At 70.9% G+C, this 16,352-nt stretch carries 17 protein-coding genes and 1 rRNA gene; 14 read left to right on the top strand and 4 right to left on the bottom strand.

Annotated elements, in window-relative coordinates; genetic code table 11:
* Positions 1–91: ribosomal RNA gene (rrf, locus tag ABZ342_RS38570) — 5S ribosomal RNA — on the top strand; the annotation flags it as partial.
* A 258-nt stretch (positions 92–349) separates the two neighbouring features.
* Here the strand turns inward: rrf and ABZ342_RS38565 are convergent.
* A complete protein-coding gene (locus ABZ342_RS38565) occupies positions 350–799 on the bottom strand; it encodes an Lrp/AsnC family transcriptional regulator (RefSeq protein WP_360483960.1) in 450 nt (149 codons plus the stop codon).
* A gap of 111 nt (positions 800–910) precedes the next feature.
* Between ABZ342_RS38565 and ABZ342_RS38560 the strand changes: the two genes are divergently transcribed.
* The 6 genes from ABZ342_RS38560 (at position 911) to ABZ342_RS38535 (ending at position 7,338) form a co-directional block, all read left to right on the top strand.
* Positions 911–1,360 (top strand): rhodanese-like domain-containing protein, encoded by a 450-nt coding sequence (locus tag ABZ342_RS38560; RefSeq protein WP_360483957.1) that lies wholly within the window; start codon positions 911–913, stop codon positions 1,358–1,360.
* A 19-nt stretch (positions 1,361–1,379) separates the two neighbouring features.
* Positions 1,380–2,129 (top strand): type 1 glutamine amidotransferase, encoded by a 750-nt coding sequence (locus tag ABZ342_RS38555; protein ID WP_360483954.1) that lies wholly within the window; start codon positions 1,380–1,382, stop codon positions 2,127–2,129.
* A 95-nt stretch (positions 2,130–2,224) separates the two neighbouring features.
* A complete protein-coding gene (locus ABZ342_RS38550; RefSeq protein ID WP_360483951.1) occupies positions 2,225–3,358 on the top strand; it encodes an inorganic phosphate transporter in 1,134 nt (377 codons plus the stop codon).
* A gap of 30 nt (positions 3,359–3,388) precedes the next feature.
* A complete protein-coding gene (locus tag ABZ342_RS38545; RefSeq protein ID WP_360483948.1) occupies positions 3,389–6,364 on the top strand; it encodes a bifunctional [glutamine synthetase] adenylyltransferase/[glutamine synthetase]-adenylyl-L-tyrosine phosphorylase in 2,976 nt (991 codons plus the stop codon).
* 29 nt (positions 6,365–6,393) lie between these two features.
* Positions 6,394–6,819, top strand: a complete 426-nt coding sequence (locus tag ABZ342_RS38540; protein WP_155544566.1) for an acyl-CoA thioesterase — start codon at positions 6,394–6,396, stop codon at positions 6,817–6,819.
* Between the two features lie 156 nt (positions 6,820–6,975).
* A complete protein-coding gene (locus ABZ342_RS38535) occupies positions 6,976–7,338 on the top strand; it encodes a hypothetical protein (RefSeq protein WP_360483945.1) in 363 nt (120 codons plus the stop codon).
* Between the two features lie 150 nt (positions 7,339–7,488).
* Here the strand turns inward: ABZ342_RS38535 and glnA are convergent, their stop codons facing one another.
* Positions 7,489–8,913 carry a type I glutamate--ammonia ligase gene (gene glnA / locus ABZ342_RS38530; protein ID WP_155544568.1) on the bottom strand — a complete coding sequence of 475 codons (1,425 nt, stop codon included), beginning with the start codon at positions 8,911–8,913 and terminating at the stop codon, positions 7,489–7,491.
* A 269-nt stretch (positions 8,914–9,182) separates the two neighbouring features.
* Between glnA and ABZ342_RS38525 the strand changes: the two genes are divergently transcribed.
* Complete coding sequence (locus ABZ342_RS38525; RefSeq protein WP_360483963.1) at positions 9,183–9,572, top strand: RDD family protein; 390 nt, start codon at positions 9,183–9,185, stop codon at positions 9,570–9,572.
* A gap of 59 nt (positions 9,573–9,631) precedes the next feature.
* Here ABZ342_RS38525 and ABZ342_RS38520 read toward each other — a convergent pair whose 3' ends face one another.
* Positions 9,632–10,360, bottom strand: a complete 729-nt coding sequence (locus ABZ342_RS38520) for a DUF4191 domain-containing protein (RefSeq protein ID WP_155544569.1) — start codon at positions 10,358–10,360, stop codon at positions 9,632–9,634.
* Between the two features lie 56 nt (positions 10,361–10,416).
* Between ABZ342_RS38520 and ABZ342_RS38515 the strand changes: the two genes are divergently transcribed.
* The 6 genes from ABZ342_RS38515 to ABZ342_RS38490 all read left to right on the top strand — a co-directional run bounded on the left by ABZ342_RS38515 (position 10,417) and on the right by ABZ342_RS38490 (position 15,232).
* Positions 10,417–12,507 (top strand): ATP-dependent DNA helicase UvrD2, encoded by a 2,091-nt coding sequence (locus ABZ342_RS38515; RefSeq protein WP_360483941.1) that lies wholly within the window; start codon positions 10,417–10,419, stop codon positions 12,505–12,507.
* Between the two features lie 394 nt (positions 12,508–12,901).
* On the top strand, positions 12,902–13,159 hold the full coding sequence (locus ABZ342_RS38510; protein WP_155544571.1) for a hypothetical protein: 258 nt from the start codon (positions 12,902–12,904) through the stop codon (positions 13,157–13,159).
* A gap of 151 nt (positions 13,160–13,310) precedes the next feature.
* Positions 13,311–13,667, top strand: a complete 357-nt coding sequence (locus ABZ342_RS38505; RefSeq protein WP_155544572.1) for a WhiB family transcriptional regulator — start codon at positions 13,311–13,313, stop codon at positions 13,665–13,667.
* Complete coding sequence (locus ABZ342_RS38500; RefSeq protein ID WP_155544573.1) at positions 13,664–13,921, top strand: hypothetical protein; 258 nt, start codon at positions 13,664–13,666, stop codon at positions 13,919–13,921. Before ABZ342_RS38505 ends, ABZ342_RS38500 begins: the two co-directional genes overlap by 4 nt.
* Positions 13,922–14,177: 256 nt before the next feature.
* Positions 14,178–15,050 (top strand): class I SAM-dependent methyltransferase, encoded by an 873-nt coding sequence (locus ABZ342_RS38495; protein WP_360483937.1) that lies wholly within the window; start codon positions 14,178–14,180, stop codon positions 15,048–15,050.
* A complete protein-coding gene (locus ABZ342_RS38490) occupies positions 15,047–15,232 on the top strand; it encodes a hypothetical protein (RefSeq protein WP_360483934.1) in 186 nt (61 codons plus the stop codon). The genes ABZ342_RS38495 and ABZ342_RS38490 overlap by 4 nt, the downstream gene beginning before the upstream one ends.
* 150 nt (positions 15,233–15,382) lie before the next feature.
* Here ABZ342_RS38490 and ABZ342_RS38485 read toward each other — a convergent pair whose 3' ends face one another.
* A complete protein-coding gene (locus ABZ342_RS38485; RefSeq protein ID WP_360483931.1) occupies positions 15,383–16,267 on the bottom strand; it encodes a hypothetical protein in 885 nt (294 codons plus the stop codon).
* Between the last annotated feature and the right edge of the window lie 85 nt (positions 16,268–16,352).

Raw genomic sequence — 16,352 nt, 5'->3', positions numbered from 1 at the left:
GCCCGGTCCCATTCCGAACCCGGAAGCTAAGCCTGATAGCGCCGATGGTACTGCAACCGAAGGGTTGTGGGAGAGTAGGACACCGCCGAACTTACGTTGGGAGAGGGCCTGGGCCCGGTTGAGAACTTCGGTTCTCCCGGTCCAGGCCCTTTTTCATGCCCAGGGCATGACCGTGTCGTCCGCCCAGGCACGCGTGTCGTCTGGCTGGGTACGCGTGTCGTCCGTCCAATCACGCGAGTCGGCTCCCCAATCACGCGAGTTGACCCTCCAGACACGCGAGTCACGCGTCGGCCGCTGCGCTGATGCCCGCCCAATCACGCGTGATGCCTCCCCAATCACGCCCGATGCCTCAAACCGAGTGCGGACGAGGCGCCGGCCGGCTCCGCAGGGGACTCGACAACACCAACGACGTCGTCGTCTCCCCGTACCGCTGGACCGTCTCGACCACTGCCTCCAGCTCCGCGGTGTCCCGGCACAGCACCCGCAGGATCCAGCACTCCTCACCGGTGACGTGATCCGCGGAAACGACCTGCGGCAGCGGCAACACCGCCGTCCGGAAGCGCGGCGTGTCCAGGCTCCGCACCCGGGCCCGCACCAACGCCTCGATCGGCAGCCCCAGCTTCGACGTGTCGACGCGAGCCGCGTAGCCGGTGATCACCCCGCGTTCCTCGAGACGGCGCACTCGCTCCGTCACCGCCGAGCCCGACAGCGACACCCGGCGGCCGAGCTCCGAGAAGCTGAGCCGGCCGTCCTCCTGAAGGAGCTCCAGCAGGTGCCAGTCGACGTCGTCGAGGTCCACCGTGATTCTCCAAGCCGCGCGGGGACAGAACCCGGAAATCCCCGGCCGTCCCGGGCTTCCACGCCGATTCTGCCCTGTGTCCGGACTCCCGCGACGAGCAGGATTCAAGGCATGACGACCGCACGCACGCTCACCGTCCCGGCCCCCGCGCCCGAAGCCGCCATGACCTACTTCGGCGCCGAACTCGCCTTCGAAGTCGACCCCGACGATCTCGTCCGGGACCTCGAAGCCGGCCACACCGACGGTTACGTGATCGTCGAGACGCGCGCCGAAGAGGCCTTCGCTTCCGCTCGCATCCCCGGAGCGGTCAACCTCCCCTACCGCGACATGACCGACGAGACCACCGCTCACCTCGACAAGCAGCTCGTCTACGTCTGCTACTGCGAGAGCGTCAACTGCAACGCCGCCACGAAGGGCGCCCTCAAGCTCGCCGAGCTCGGGTTCAAGGTGAAACGGCTCTCCGGCGGCATCACCGCCTGGATCGCCGCCGGCTACCCCGTCGAAGGCGAAACCACCGCAGGCGAAGCGACCGCACCAGCCGGGATCCGCTGCGCCTGCTGAGCCACCTACCCTGAAAAGCGTGACACGACTGCTCATCATCCAGCCGGACGCGTCGGACCCGCTCGGCGCGCTCGGCGACTGGCTCACCGGCGCCGGCGCGGTGCTCGACGTCCGGCTGCTGCCGAAGGACGACCTGCCCGACGACCTCGACGGCTACCGGGGCGTCGTCTGCCTCGGCGGCGGCATGGCCGCGGAAGACGACGCGGAGCACCCGTGGCTCGCCGGTGTGCGGCGCCTGCTCGCGAAAGCGGCGACGAAGCGGATCCCGACCCTGGGCATCTGCCTCGGCGCCCAGCTGCTGGCCGTCGCGACTGGCGGCCGCGTCGAGGTCGGGCGGGACGGGCCCGAGGTCGGTCCGCACCTCGTCGCGAAGAAGGACGCGGCGTGGACCGACCCGCTCTTCGCCGAGCTGCCGCTCATGCAGGACGTCCTGCAGTTCCACAACGACGCGATCACCCGGCTCCCGCCCGGCGCCGAGCTGCTCGCTTCCGCGCCGCTCTACCAGAACCAGGCTTTCCGGTTCAACCGTTGTGTCTACGGTGTCCAGTTCCACATCGAGACGACGCCCGCCGTCGTCGAGAGCTGGGCCGCCGACGAGCCCGGAATGGCGGAATTCGCCCGTCCGGGCTCACTCGAGCACGACGCGTTGATCGCCGTGCACGCGGACATCGAGGAAACCTGGCGCCCGTTCGCGCAGCGGTTCGTCCGGTTGGCCGCCGGGGAGCTCGAACCCGCCGCCGACAGTCAACGCTCGTTACCACTGGCTTAACGGCAAGGGTCACAGTAAGCAACAGCCTGTTAACGCCAGGCGTCACCCTTCAGGTACCTTGCGGAAGGAGTCCCCACAAGGGTTCGGAGGTCGGGGTGGAGCCCTCGTTGCTGGTCGTGCTCGTCGTCGTCACGGCCTTGGTTTTCGATTTCACGAACGGGTTCCACGACACCGCGAACTCGATGGCGACGTCGATCGCCACCGGGGCGCTCAAGCCCCGCGTGGCCGTCGCGATCTCGGCGGTGCTGAACCTGGTCGGCGCGTTCCTGTCGGTGGAGGTCGCCAAGACGATCTCCAGCGGCCTGGTGGACGACACGAAGATCGGCCCGTCGATCGTGTTCGGCGGGCTGATCGGCGCGATCGTCTGGAACCTCGTGACGTGGTTCGTCGGCCTGCCGTCGAGCTCGTCGCACGCTCTGTTCGGCGGCCTGATCGGCGCCACCTGGGTTTCGGCGGGCAGCGACTCGGTCCACTTCGGAAAGATCGTCGAGAAGGTCCTGGTCCCGGCCGCCGCGAGCCCGGTGATCGCCGGGCTCGTCGCGATGATCGCGACCTACCTCGTCTACCGCTTCCTCGTCCGCGGCCGCCCGGCCACGCGCGGGTTCAAGGTCGGCCAGGTCGTCTCGGCGTCGCTCGTCTCGCTCGCGCACGGCACCAACGACGCGCAGAAGACCATGGGCGTCATCACGCTCACGCTCGTCAGCGCCGGCAGCCTGCCGGCGGGCGCGGCACCACCCGTCTGGGTGATCATCAGCGCCGCCTGCGCCCTCGCGCTCGGCACCTACCTCGGCGGCTGGCGCATCACGCACACCCTCGGCAAGGGCCTCACGGACATCGAGGGCCCGCAGGGCTTCGCCGCCCAGACGAGCTCGGCGCTGGTCATCCTGATCTCGTCCCGGCTGGGTTTCCCGCTGTCGACGACGCACGTGTGCTCCGGCGGGATCGTCGGCTCCGGCGTCGGCCGCCGTGAGGCGCCGGTGCGCTGGCGGATGGCGGGCCGGATGGTCGTCGCGTGGCTGTTCACGCTGCCCGCCGCCGCGATCGTCGGCGCGGTGTCCGGCAAGATCGCCTCGCTCGGCGCCGCGGGCACCATCGCCGTCGGCGTCGTCGGCATCGCCGTGGGCGTCGGGATCTGGCTGCTTTCCCGTCGTCACCCCGTCACCGCGCACAGCTTCCAGGTCCCCGAGCCGACACCCGCCGGAACCGAACCGGGCCGGCTCGCCGCCTGAGCGCACCCTCCCGGGATACGGTGGTCCGTGATGGCAGACCGCGCGCGATCGACCGCTTCGGCGGCGAGGTACGGCTTCACCGATCCCCGTGCCGAGGGTCAGTTGCGCGCGGCCGGCTGGTGGGACGACGCCGGCCCGGTCGAAGCCGCCGCCGACGTGCTCGCGGCGTTGTCCCGCACCGCGGACCCGGACCTCGCGCTGCGGGGGATCGACTGGATCCGCGAGGCCGACGAGGGCGGGTGGCCGCGGCTCGACGAACAGCTGCGCGCCCACCGGACCTTCCGCGGCCGTCTCCTCAGTGTGCTCGGGACGTCGAGCGCGCTCGCCGACTTCATCGCCGCGAACCCGGGGCAGTGGCAGACCCTCATCGGCGACAAGTGCACCGACTCCGAGTGCTACCGCGAAAACCTGCGCACGTCGCTCGTGCGCGACGACGGTTCGGTGCTCACCGGGCTCGAAGCCGAGCAGGCCCTCAAGGTCGCCTACCGCGGTCAGCTGCTCGGCATCGCCGCCGCGGACCTGGGCCACCTCGTCGAGGCCGGGCTCGAGCACCCGAACTACGCCGAGGTCGCGGCGCAGCTGACCGAGCTGGCCGAAGCCGCGCTCGCCGCCGGGCTCGTCGTCGCCGAAGCCGAGGTCGGCGCGCCCGCCGAGGGCAACCTGTCGATCATCGCCATGGGCAAGTGCGGCGGCCGGGAGCTCAACTACGTCAGCGATGTCGACGTCATCTTCGTCGGCGCCGACGACCTCGGCGTCGCCACGCGGCTGGCCAGCACGACGATGCGCGTCGTCGGCAAGGCCTGCTTCGAGGTCGACGCCGCGCTGCGCCCCGAAGGCAAGGCCGGCGCGCTCGTCCGCACGCTCGAGAGTCACCAGGGCTACTACCAGAAGTGGGCCAAGACCTGGGAGTTCCAGGCGCTGCTCAAGGCGCGTCCGGTGGCGGGCGACGCCGAGCTCGGCCGGCAGTACGCCGAGATGGTCGCGCCGCTGGTGTGGTCGGCGGCCGACCGCGAGAACTTCGTCGGCGAGGTGCAGCAGATGCGCCGCCGCGTCGAGGGGCACGTGCCGTCCGAGCACGCCGAACGCGAGCTCAAGCTGGGCCGCGGCGGGCTGCGGGACGTCGAGTTCGCGGTGCAGCTGTTGCAGCTGGTGCACGGCCGCGTCGACGCCGACCTGCGCTCACCGTCCACGATGGACGCGCTCGCCGCGCTCGGCGAAGGCGGCTACGTGGGTCGCCAGGACGCGGCCGAGCTGGGGGCGTCGTACGAGTTCCTGCGGATGATCGAGCACCGGCTGCAGCTGCGGCGGCTGCGCCGGACGCACCTGTTCCCGGCGACGTCGGACACCGTCGAGCTGCGGATCCTGGCGCGGGCCAGCGGGATCAAGGCGAGTGGTGGCAAGAGCCAGGGCGAGACGCTGCTGGCGGAGTTCCGGAAGCACGCGAAGGGCATCCGGCGGCTGCACGAGAAGATCTTCTACCGGCCGCTGCTGCAGTCCGTCGCGAACGTGCCGACCGAGGCGCTGCGCCTGACCACCGAACAGGCCGCGAGCCGGCTGGCCGCGCTCGGTTACACCGCCCCTGACGGCGCGCTCCAGCACATCAAGGCCCTCACCTCCGGCGTCTCGCGGCGCGCCGCGATCCAGCAGGCGCTGCTGCCGGTGCTGCTCGACCTCCTGGCCGACACACCCGACCCCGACGGTGGCCTGCTGTCGTACCGGAAGGTGTCCGAGGCACTCGAAGACACCCCGTGGTACCTGCGGGTCCTGCGTGACGAGGGCACGGTCGTCGAGAACCTGGCCGCCCTGCTCGGCACGTCCCGGCTGGTCCCGGACCTGCTCGTGCGCGCGCCGGAAGTACTGCGGCTGCTGGGCGATCCGGCCCGGCTGCTGGGCCGCACGCCCGCCGAGGTGGCGAAGTCGCTGCGGGCCGCCGTCCGGCGTCAGCCAGGGTTGAACGCCGCCGTCGCCGCCGCGCGTTCGCTGCGGCGGCACGAACTGCTGCGGATCGCGTGCGCCGACCTGCTCGGACTGCTCGACGTGCCCGCGGTGTGCGAAGCGCTGTCCAGCGTCTGGGTCGCGGTGCTGCAGGGCGCGCTGGCCGCGGCGTTCCGCCAGCGCCAGGCGGAGCTGGGACGCACGCCGGCGCGCATCGCGGTGATCGGGATGGGCCGGCTCGGCGGCGCCGAACTCGGCTACGGCTCCGACGCCGACGTCCTCTTCGTGTGCGAGCCGTCCGAAGGGGTCTCGGACGCCGACGCGGTGAAGTTCGCTTCGTCGGTCGCGGAGACGGTCCGGAAGATGCTGGGCGCGCCGAGCTCGGACCCGGCCCTGGAAGTCGACACCGACCTGCGGCCGGAGGGGCGGAGCGGGCCGCTGGTGCGGACGCTGGAGTCGTACCGCGCGTACTACGCGCGCTGGGGCGAGGTGTGGGAGGCGCAGGCGCTGCTGCGCGCCCGGTTCGTCGCGGGCGACGACGACCTCGGCGAGCGCTTCATCGCGATGATCGACCCGATCCGCTACCCCGAGGGCGGCCTGGACGCGACGAAAGCGCGCGAGATCCGCCGCATCAAGGCACGCGTGGAGACCGAGCGGATGCCCCGCGGCGCCGACCCGACGCGCCACACGAAACTCGGCCGCGGCGGTCTCGCCGACGTCGAGTGGACGGTCCAGCTGCTGCAGCTCCAGCACGCGGGTTCGGTCCCGGGGCTGCGGACGACGTCGACCCTGGACGCGCTGGCCCGCCTGCCGGAAGCGGGCCTGGCCACGCAGTCCGAAGCGGACTCGCTGCGCGAGGCGTGGCTGCTGGCGACCCGGGTGCGCAACGCGGGGATGCTGGTGCGCGGCAAGGCGGTCGACGAGGTCCCGGGGTCGGGCCGCGACCTGGTGGCGGTGGCCCGGGTCCTGGGCCAGACGGCCGCCGACGACCCGGGCGAGTTCCTGGACACGTACCGCCGCATCACCCGCCGGGCGCACACCGTGGTGGAGCACCTGTTCTACGAGGCCTGACCTACAGTGCCTGACCTACAGTGGGGCTCGTGACTGAACGCGAGCCGTTCCGGACCAGGATCAAGGTCCGGCACTACGAACTGGACACCCTGGGCCACCTCAACCACGCCGTCTACCACTCGTACGGCGAGGTTTCGAGACTGGAGCTGCTCGAGCGGGCGGGCGCGATGAAGGGGCTGGGCAACGTCGCGTCGGTGCTGCTCGAGACGCACGTGGTGTTCCGCCGCGAGTTGCGCGCCGGCGACGAGGTCGACGTGACGTGCGACGTCAAGTTCGGCAGCGGCAAGACGTTCTCGATGGACTCGAACATCTACAAGGCCGACGGGACGCTGGCCGCGGAGATCACCTGCACGCTGGGATTGATGGACCTCGAGATCCGCAAGCTGGTGGCGGACCCGCGGGGGCGCTTCGAAGCCGCAGGAGCGGATATGAAGCTGCTGTCCACGGCAGAATAAGGCCAATTTCGGCCATGCGCTTCCGTTGCCGCCCGCGCCGGGCGTATGGTTTTTTGCGGATCGCACGGGGCGGTCCTTCCGGGGGAGATCATTTTATCGGGTCGTCGTGTGACGTTTATTTCGCGCGCCCCCGGAAAATGAGGGAGGGACGATTTCATGAAGATGGGGAAGATCGCGGCCACCGGTGCCGTCGCGGCCGGTTTCGCGGTGCTCGGGTTCGCCGCGCCCGCGCAGGCCGCCGAACCGGCCGCGGCCGTGGTGGCCGCGGACAACCCGGCGTACCTGCTGCTGGCGCCCGCACCGAGCTGCGTCGGCCTGGCGCAGGGCCGCAACGGCAGCACGGCATGGGCGGAGGCGACCAACAACAATTGCGGTTACACCGTGCGAGTGCGCATGATCTGGGCGTGGGCCGGCGACGGTCCGTGCGTGTCACTGCCGAACAATTATTACTACCGGGAGACGCGCGGAGCGGCGAACATCCCGCCGCGTCCCTACGTGAGTGAACTGCGCTCCTGCTGATCGAAAAAGGAAAGGCCGGTTCCGTCCGCGGCGGAACCGGCCTTTTCGCAGCCGAACAAGGAACGGGACGGCGGTCGGGGTTTCCCCTCGACCGCCGTCCCGTGTCTGGTGGGGACTCCGACCAGCGACCTGGTCAAAGCCCCGCGTCGATCACACGTCGTAGTACAGGGCGAACTCGTACGGGTGCGGGCGCAGGCGCAGCGGGTCGATCTCGTTCTCGCGCTTGTACGACACCCACGTCTCGATCACGTCCGGCGTGAACACGCCGCCCTCGAGGAGGTAGTCGTGGTCGGCTTCGAGGGTGTCCAGCACCGTGCCCAGGTCGCCCGGGACGAGCTTGACGTTCTTGGCCTCCTCCGGCGGGAGCTCGTAGAGGTCCTTGTCGATCGGTTCGGCCGGCTCGATCTTGTTCTTGATGCCGTCGAGGCCGGCCATCATCATCGCCGAGAACGCCAGGTACGGGTTGCCCGACGAGTCCGGGCAGCGGAACTCGGCGCGCTTGGCCTTCGGGTTGTTGCCCGTGATCGGGATGCGGACGCAGGCCGAGCGGTTGCGCTGCGAGTAGACCAGCGAAACCGGCGCCTCGAAGCCCGGCACCAGGCGGTGGTAGGAGTTCACCGTCGGGTTCGTGAAGGCCAGCAGGCTCGGCGCGTGCTTGAGCAGCCCGCCGATGTAGTGGCGCGCGGTGTCCGAGAGACCGGCGTAGCCCGACTCGTCGTGGAACAGCGGCTGGCCGTCCTTCCACAGCGACTGGTGGCAGTGCATGCCCGAGCCGTTGTCGCCGGCGAGCGGCTTCGGCATGAACGTCGCCGTCTTGCCCGCGCCGAACACCGTGTTCTTCACGATGTACTTGAACAGCTGCAGGTCGTCGGCCGCGTGCAGCAGCGTGTTGAACTTGTAGTTGATCTCGGTCTGGCCGGCGGTGCCCACCTCGTGGTGCGCGCGCTCGATCTCGAAACCGGTGTTCGTCAGGTTGCGGACGATCTCGTCGCGCAGGTCGGCGAAGTGGTCGACCGGCGGGACGGGGAAGTAGCCGCCCTTGAACTTCGTCTTGTAGCCCTGGTTGCCGCCGACCTCGTCGGCGCCGGTGTTCCACCAGCCCTCGATCGAGTCGATCTCGTGGAACGAGGCGTGCTCGGCGGAGTCGAAGCGGACCGAGTCGAAGATGTAGAACTCGGCCTCGGGGCCGAAGTACACGTTGTCGGCGACGCCGTACTCGGAGATGTACTGCTCGGCCTTGCGCGCGATGTTGCGCGGGTCGCGGCTGTACGCCTCACGCGTGAACGGGTCGTGCACGAAGAAGTTGAGCGCCAGCGTCTTCGCCTTGCGGAACGGGTCGATCCGCGCGGTCTCCGGGTCCGGCAGCAGCAGCATGTCGGACTCGTGAATGGACTGGAAGCCGCGTACCGAGGAGCCGTCGAACGCGAGACCCTCTTCGTAGGCCTCTTCGGTGAAGGCCTTCGCGGGGACCGTGAAGTGCTGCATCACGCCGGGCAGGTCGCAGAACTGGACGTCGATGACTTCGACGTCCTCGTCGGCGATGAGGCGCTGGATGTCGTCTGGAGTAGTGGGCACCCTCGGTGACTCCTTCTCGTTCGAGCTCGTACGGCAGTGCTCTCTTCGGCTCACGCTAAAAGTGCGGTGTTGCCCGACCGTCACCCGTATGTTTCGCCGGTGTTAACGGGTGGTCGATATCGGGTATCCGACCAGGTCGGATGTGTTCCACGCCACCGGCATACCCTAGACGGGTGGCGAGATGGACCGGTGAATGGCTCCCCGGCACCGGCGAGGGCCGGCAGGACGTTGATCAGCACGAGTCGCGCTGGCCGGGCGAGAAGTTCGGTTTGCCCGAATCGGGCGTGGGCTCGGCGGCGAGCGGGGGTGCACGGCTGCTCGCGCTGGTCGTCGACCTCGTCGTCGCCGCCCTGGTCACGGCGATCTTCCTGCACCCCAGCCTGCAGGACCCGGTCGCGATGCAGAACTTCAACCTCTGGTCCGGCGGGGTGTGGGCGGTCATCTCCGTCGTGTCCGCCGGCTTCTTCGGGTTCACGCCCGGGATGGCCGCCGTCGGCGTCCGCGTCGCCCGGCTCGACGGCGCCGCGCTGGTCGGCCCGCCGCGCGCGCTGGTCCGGGCGGTCCTGACGTTCGTGATCATCCCGGCGGCGGTCCGCAACGCCGACGGCCGCAGCTGGCTCGACCGGCTGACCGGCACCGTCGTCGTCCGGATGCGCTGACCCGTCCACGAGAAAGGCCCCGTCCGGTTCGGACGGGGCCTTCGTCGTCGGTACGGGGGTCAGCGACGGCGGATCGTGCGCTGGACGTTGCGCATCTTCGCGCCGGCCGGCATCGGGCCCTTCGGCATCGCCGCGCCGCGGTTGCCGAGCGCCGCGAGCTTCGCTTCCAGCGCGTCGACCTGGGCCGGCTTGAGGTTGCGCGGCAGCTTCATGAGGAAGCCCTGGAGCTTCTTCAGCGGGATCTGGCCCTCTTCGTGGCCGATCGTCACGTCGTAGATCGGGGTGTCACCGACCAGGCGGGACACGCGCTTCTTCTCCTGCGCGAGCAGCGTCTTGACGCGATGCTGCGCGCCCTCGGCGACGAGCACCACGCCCGGGCCGCCCAGCACGCGGTGCACGGCGTCGAGCTGGGTCGTCGCCGCGACGGTCGGCGTCACCTTCCACTTGCCGCGGAGGTTCTCCAGCGCCCACGCCGCGGCGCCGGGCTGGCCGTCGGCCTTCGAGTAGACCGTCTTCTGGACGCGCCGGCCGAAGATGATCATGGCGAGCAGACCGCCGAGGATCAGCCCCAAGGGCAGCAGCACCCACTGCGAGCCGAAGAAGGACCCGATGCCGAACGCCACGCCGGCGACGACGACGATCGACCCGACCATCCACGGGATGAGCCACGGGTCTTCCTTGCGCTGCATCTTGAAGGCCTCGAAGAGCTGGCCACGGCGGGCCTTGCTCGCCGCGCGCTTCTCCTTCTTGGCCTGCTTGGCCGCTTCCTTGTCCTGCTGTCCCGCCATCTGACCAGGATACGGCCGCGTGCCCCTGCCCCGATTCCCCGTCCCCCTCTGCGAGGATGCCGGACGTGACCGGCGTACTTTCCCCCAAGAGCCAGAACCGTCTGCTCGATGGTCTCGACCCTGAGCAGCGCGCCGCCGCCGGTGCCCCGCGAGGGCCGGTCTGCGTGCTCGCCGGGGCCGGCACGGGCAAGACCCGCACGATCACCCACCGGATCGCCCACCTCGTCCGATCCGGACATGTTTCCGCTGGTCAGGTGCTCGCCGTGACGTTCACGACGCGAGCCGCGGGGGAGATGCGGACCCGGTTGCGGGGCCTCGGCGTCGAGGCTGCGCAGGCCTTGACGTTCCACGCCGCCGCCCGCCGTCAGCTGCGGTACTTCTGGCCGCGCGTGGTCGGCGACCGGCCCTGGGACCTGCTGGAGAACAAGTTCCGCTACGTCGGCCAGGCCGCGACCCGGGCCAAGCTCGGTACCGAAACCGAGATCCTGCGCGACCTGTCGAGCGAGATCGAGTGGGCGAAGGCGTCGCTGATCGGCCCGGACGACTACCCGGCCGTCGCGGCGCGCACCCAGCGCGACATCCCGGCGCCGGCGGCGCAGATCGCCCAGGTCTACCGCATGTACGAAGAGCTGAAGAACGCCGCGCAGGTGCTCGACTTCGACGACCTCCTGCTGCACACGACGGCGGTGCTCGAGGAGCACGGCGTCGTCGCCGAGGAGTTCCGCGACCGCTACCGGTGCTTCGTCGTCGACGAGTACCAGGACGTCACGCCGCTGCAGCAGCGCCTGCTCGACGCGTGGCTCGGCGGCCGCGACGACCTGACCGTCGTCGGCGACGCCAACCAGACCATCTACTCCTTCGGCGGCGCGTCGCCGAAGTCGCTGCTGGAGTTCACGCGGCGCTACCCGGACGCGACGGTCGTCCGGCTCGAGCGCGACTACCGGTCGACCCCCGAGGTCGTCTCGCTGGCGAACCGGGTCATCGGCGCCGCGCGCGGGCGGCCGGCGGGGTCGCGGCTGAAGCTGATCGGCCAGCGGCCGTCGGGTCCGGAGCCGCGCTTCGCCGAGTTCGACGACGAGGCGGTCGAGGCCGAGGCCGTCGCCGGTCGGGTGCGCGAGCTGCTGGACGGCGGCGTCGCGGCGAGCGAGATCGCGGTGCTGTACCGCGTGAACGCGCAGTCGGAGGCGTACGAGTCGGCACTGACCGCGGCCGGCATCCCGTACCTCGTCCGCGGTGGCGAGCGGTTCTTCAACCGGACCGAGGTCCGGCAGGCGATGTCGGCGCTGCGGGCCGCGAGCGGCGACGGCAGCTCCGACCTGGTCACGACGGTGCGGTCGGTGCTCGCCCGCGTCGGGCTGACCGAGTCGCCGCCGGCGGGTGGCGCGGCCAAGGAGCGCTGGGACGCGCTCCTGGCGATCGTCGAGCTGGCCGAAGAGCTGGCCTCGACGGTCGAGGACGCCGACCTGCCGCGCTTCAACACCGAACTGGAGCAGCGCGCCGCGGCCCAGCACCCGCCGACGGTGGAGGGCGTGACGCTGGCGTCGCTGCACGCGGCGAAGGGCCTGGAGTGGGACGCGGTGTTCCTCGTCGGCCTGGCCGAGGGCACGATGCCGATCCTGCACGCCGGCGACGACGAGGCGGCGATCGAGGAAGAGCGGCGGCTGTTCTACGTCGGCGTGACGCGCGCCCGCGAGCACCTGTGGCTGTCGTGGGCGCTGGCCCGCACGCCGGGAGGGCGGCGCAACCGCCGTCGCAGCCGGTTCCTGTACGGCCTGATCCCGGAGGATCACCCGGCCGCCCGCGCGGCCCGCACCCAGCAGAAGCCGGCGACGCCGATCAAGACGCGCTGCCGCGTCTGCGGCGGGCCGCTGCTGGAGACCCTCGAGGTCAAGCTGGGCCGCTGCGGCAAGTGCCCGTCGACGGTGGACGAGGGACTGCTGGAGCGCCTGAAGTCCTGGCGCGCCGACCGGGCCCGCGAGCTGAAGGTGCCGGCGTTCGTGGTGTTCACCGACGCGACGCTGATGGCCATCGCCGAGCAACGCCCGATCGACGAGGCGGCGCTGGTGTCGATCTCGGGAATCGGCGCGACCAAGCTGGAGCGGTTCGGCACGGAGATCCTCGGCGTGGTCCGGGCATCGGCGGAGTAGCGACGGGTCGGGGGCGCCGGGGCCGTCTCGTCGCGTTCGAGGCGGTGTTGGTCCGGTCGGCTTCGGCACGCGGCCGGGGCGCGCGGCTCGCGCGGACCGGCCTTCGAGGCCGTCCCGACCGAGGGCCGGACCGGTGTGGTCGCGCCCGGTTCACTCGGGCGGCGGTATCGCGGCGATGGGGTGTTGACCGCGTCCGGGCCATGATCGACGCGGCGAACCCGCTGCTCAGGGGCGATCTTCGTAACTTCGAGGATTTTCCCGTTAATTGAGTTGCCTCGGTGTGGTGGGGCACAATAACCTGCCAGTACCGAGCCCGAAGGGCTCGGCTGGGGATCCACGTGACAGCGCCGCTCGGCGGCCGTGTGTGCAGAGTACAGAAGGAGGTGCCGGTGAAATGATCAACACCATGACGCTCACGAATCCGGGCACCCGTCTGTCCTGCGCCGCGGAAGTTGCGGCTGCTCAGCGCCCGGGCACCGGTGTGTCCGTGAGCGCGCACGAGATTCAGGTCATGCGTCGCGTCGAGCGGCGCTGGGCCACCGGTGATGTCGTGTTCGGGACGCAGGGCGTTCTCGCCGCGTACCCGCAGGCTGATCTGTCGACCATCAAGCAGTTCCGTGTTCCGTTGTCGTTACGGGAGCGAAGTTCCTGACCTAGTCAGGACTAGAGGCTCACGAAGGCCGCGGAACCGGAAAACCCGGATCCGCGGCCTTCGTGTTTTTGGCTGCACAACCCCAAGAGGACCAGCATTGCCCAGCTCCATCTCCCAACCGAAAACCCGTACGACACAAGGAGGAACTGCCATGTCTTCGGCCATCGCCTACACCTCGGGTGAGGCAATATTCGCCGACCTGCTCGACCCCATCGCGGTACCGGACGCGGCTCTGCCCTGCCGTTCGGGCGACGCGGACCTCTGGTTCGCCGAGTCCCCGGCCGAGCTCGAGCGCGCGAAGGCGCAGTGCGCCGACTGCCCGGTGCGCGAGGCCTGCCTGGCGGGCGCACTGGCTCGCCGCGAGCCGTGGGGCGTCTGGGGCGGCGAGATCTTCGAGCGCGGCGTCGTGATCGCGCGCAAGCGGCCCCGTGGCCGTCCGCGCAAGAACGCTGCCGTCGAGCCCGCCGCGGCCAAGGCCGTCGGCGCTCACCGGAGCGCCGCCGCATGAGCGTCGAACCGGTCACCACGAAAGACCACGAAGCGCGGATGTGCCGTCCGCAACTGCAGTTGACGAAGACCGAGATCGAGGAGATCAGCGAGATGTTGCTTTACGAAGAACTGTCCAGGGCCCGAATACGGGATCTGGAAGAGGGGGTCCGCGCCCAGCGGGCCCGAGGTAGCGCGCGTGCCGTACGCCGCTGGACGCGAGTAGCCCGATGGGCGTCTCGCCGCGCGGAGCGGTACGAGCTGGACCAGAACTGAGCGCAGGCCCCTGCCGCCCCCGGGCGGCGGGGGCCGTCGTGCTCCCCGAAAGGTTGCGGGCCTGCGGGGATGCTGGGCTGGTTCGCTCGGTGGCGAGCCCGGTCGGATGTGGTTACCCCGCGGCTGCGGCTTGGGCGGCGCTGGATGCCGCGGCGCCTCAGTGTTGGCGCGGCTGGGTAAGTCCTGCGGGGGGCTTGCGGGTCGGGGGGCACCTTCGGGTGGTGTTCGGGCGGTTGCGCTGGTGTTGAATGGGGTGATGGCCGGACACAGCCACGACGACATCGACTGGGCCGATCGGCTCGCTCAGCTGCGCATGGCCGACTCGCTCGATGCCGGGGCGCTCGCGCCCGTTGCGCGGCGGTTGCTTGGCCGGCTGTCCGGGCGGCCCACCCTGCTCGACGTCGGGTGTGGGGCCGGTGGGATGAGCGTGCTCTTCGCGCGGGAGCTCGCTCGTGGGGGTGGGGGCACCGTCGTGCTCCTTGATGCCACGCCCGCGCTGCTGGCCGAGGCGCGGCGGGCCGTCACCGACGCCGCCGGTGGGGATGTCGAGGTTGTCGGTGTGCACGGGGATCTCGCCGATCCGCGGTTGGGCGAGCGGGTGCCCGCCGCCGATCTCGTGTGGGCCTCCGGTGTGGTGCACCACGTCGGCGACCAGCAGGCCGCTTTGCGCTCCCTCGCCCGGCTGGTGCGGCCCGGTGGGGTGCTCGCCATCAGCGAGGGCGGGCTCGAGATGCGGTGCCTCCCTTGGGATGTCGGGGTGGGCCGGCCCGGGCTGGAGCAGCGGCTGCTCGCCGCGCGGGGCGAGTGGTTCGCCGGAATGCGGGCCGGGCTTCCGGGCAGCGTCGCCATGCCCTACGGCTGGCCGCGCGCCCTTCGCGAGGCCGGGCTCGAGGATGTCGAGTCGTTCGGTGCGCTCATCGATCACCCCATGCCGGGTTCGGAGCTGTTGCGCGAGTACGTCGTGCAGCGCGTCGGATGGCTTGCCGAGTCCGCCGGGGACCTGCTCGACGCCGATGATCGCGCCACGGTCGCCGCGCTGACCGATCCGGACGGCCCGGACTTCCTCGCCCGTCGGGACGACCTGTTCCTGTTGGGCGCCAAGGCGATCCACTGTGGACGGTTGCCGTGAGCGCGCCGGAGGCGGTCGCATGCGTGCGGTGCGGGCGCACCCGCGGCGCCGACGAGGACCCGGCTACGGCGCTCGCCTGGGTGTCCAGCCGCGAGCGGGGCGGACTGCGGTGGCTGTGCCCGGACTGCGCGCGTCGGCACGTGCGCGACATCGAGGGCAAGCTGCCCGACGAGTACTGGTGACCGAGCCGCGCACCTGACGAGTGTGTGGCAGCTCCCGACGGCGTGGAGGAGCGCCTGGCTCGGTGGACACAGACGATGCGTGCGGGCCGTGGGTCGAGCGATGCGCGGGCCCGGACGGAGTGCGCGGCACGGCGCGGCCACCGATGGTGGTCATGCCGCGTCGCCGATCGGGGTCATCGGGACCGCGCGGACCTTCGGACGCGGCGTGCGGGACGCCTCGCCGAAGGCCAAGGCCAGCTCTCGCGCCACCTCGCGCGAGACCTGGCGCAGCTGGCGGATCGTGCAGCGGACCAGGACGATCCCTGTCGCCGCCAGCGCCAGGTGCGAGAAGCCGCCGGTGCCGGGGCCGCAGCGGTACTGCCAGGCCAGGCCGATCTCGTCCCACCACGCGTCCGCCTCGCCGATGCGGCGGCCACGACGGTCGCAGATCGTCACGTCCCAGATCGGCGGCGGGAGACGCGCCGTCTCCAGCGCCTGCACCGCCAGGCCGTGGGCCTGGATCGGGCCCTCGTCCAGCTCGCGGAGCACCTTCCGGACCGCCGCCGTGCCGCGCTGGGGTCCTTCGGCCAGCTCGGTCAGCAGCTCCTGCCGATCGCACATGCCCCAGTAGAGCGGGAGCGTCAGCAGGTGGCGGATCCGCGCCGGGTCGGGCTCGGACCTCGCCAGGTCGAGCGCGGCCCGGGACGGCGGGGCGAACGGCAGCCCGTCGACCACCGCCGACGCCGGCATCCGGGCCGTGCGCGCCGCACTGACCCCGTCGCACGCCGCCACTCGGCAGTGGTCGGGCACCAGCAACCGGATCTCGTCGTCCGCCGGGCATTTCACGCCGTGGGCCCGCAGCGCGTCGGCGCCCGTGACCACCGTCCGCGGTCCGTAGCGCGCCAGCGCGGCGTGCAGCAGCTGCTGCCGCGTGGGTGAGTCGTTGCGCAGCAGGACGACACCGGGGTACAGGCGGCGCCACGGCCCACCGGGGCCGCAGAGCCGCCGGGTTCTTCGGTCCGACACTCCGGCCCTGCGTAACTGTTCGAGGTTCATCACCTCGCATGAGCCGGGGTTACTGAGGGCCAGTGGGTCAGTGCATTGAGTAGCGGTCATGTATCGAGAATGACGGCTCGGCCAA

This window comes from Amycolatopsis sp. NPDC005961, from assembly GCF_040629235.1.
In the GTDB taxonomy this organism is placed as follows: domain Bacteria; phylum Actinomycetota; class Actinomycetes; order Mycobacteriales; family Pseudonocardiaceae; genus Amycolatopsis; species Amycolatopsis camponoti.
The sequence above is the reverse complement of the archived record's forward strand: the minus strand, read 5'-3'. Positions and strand labels throughout refer to the sequence as shown.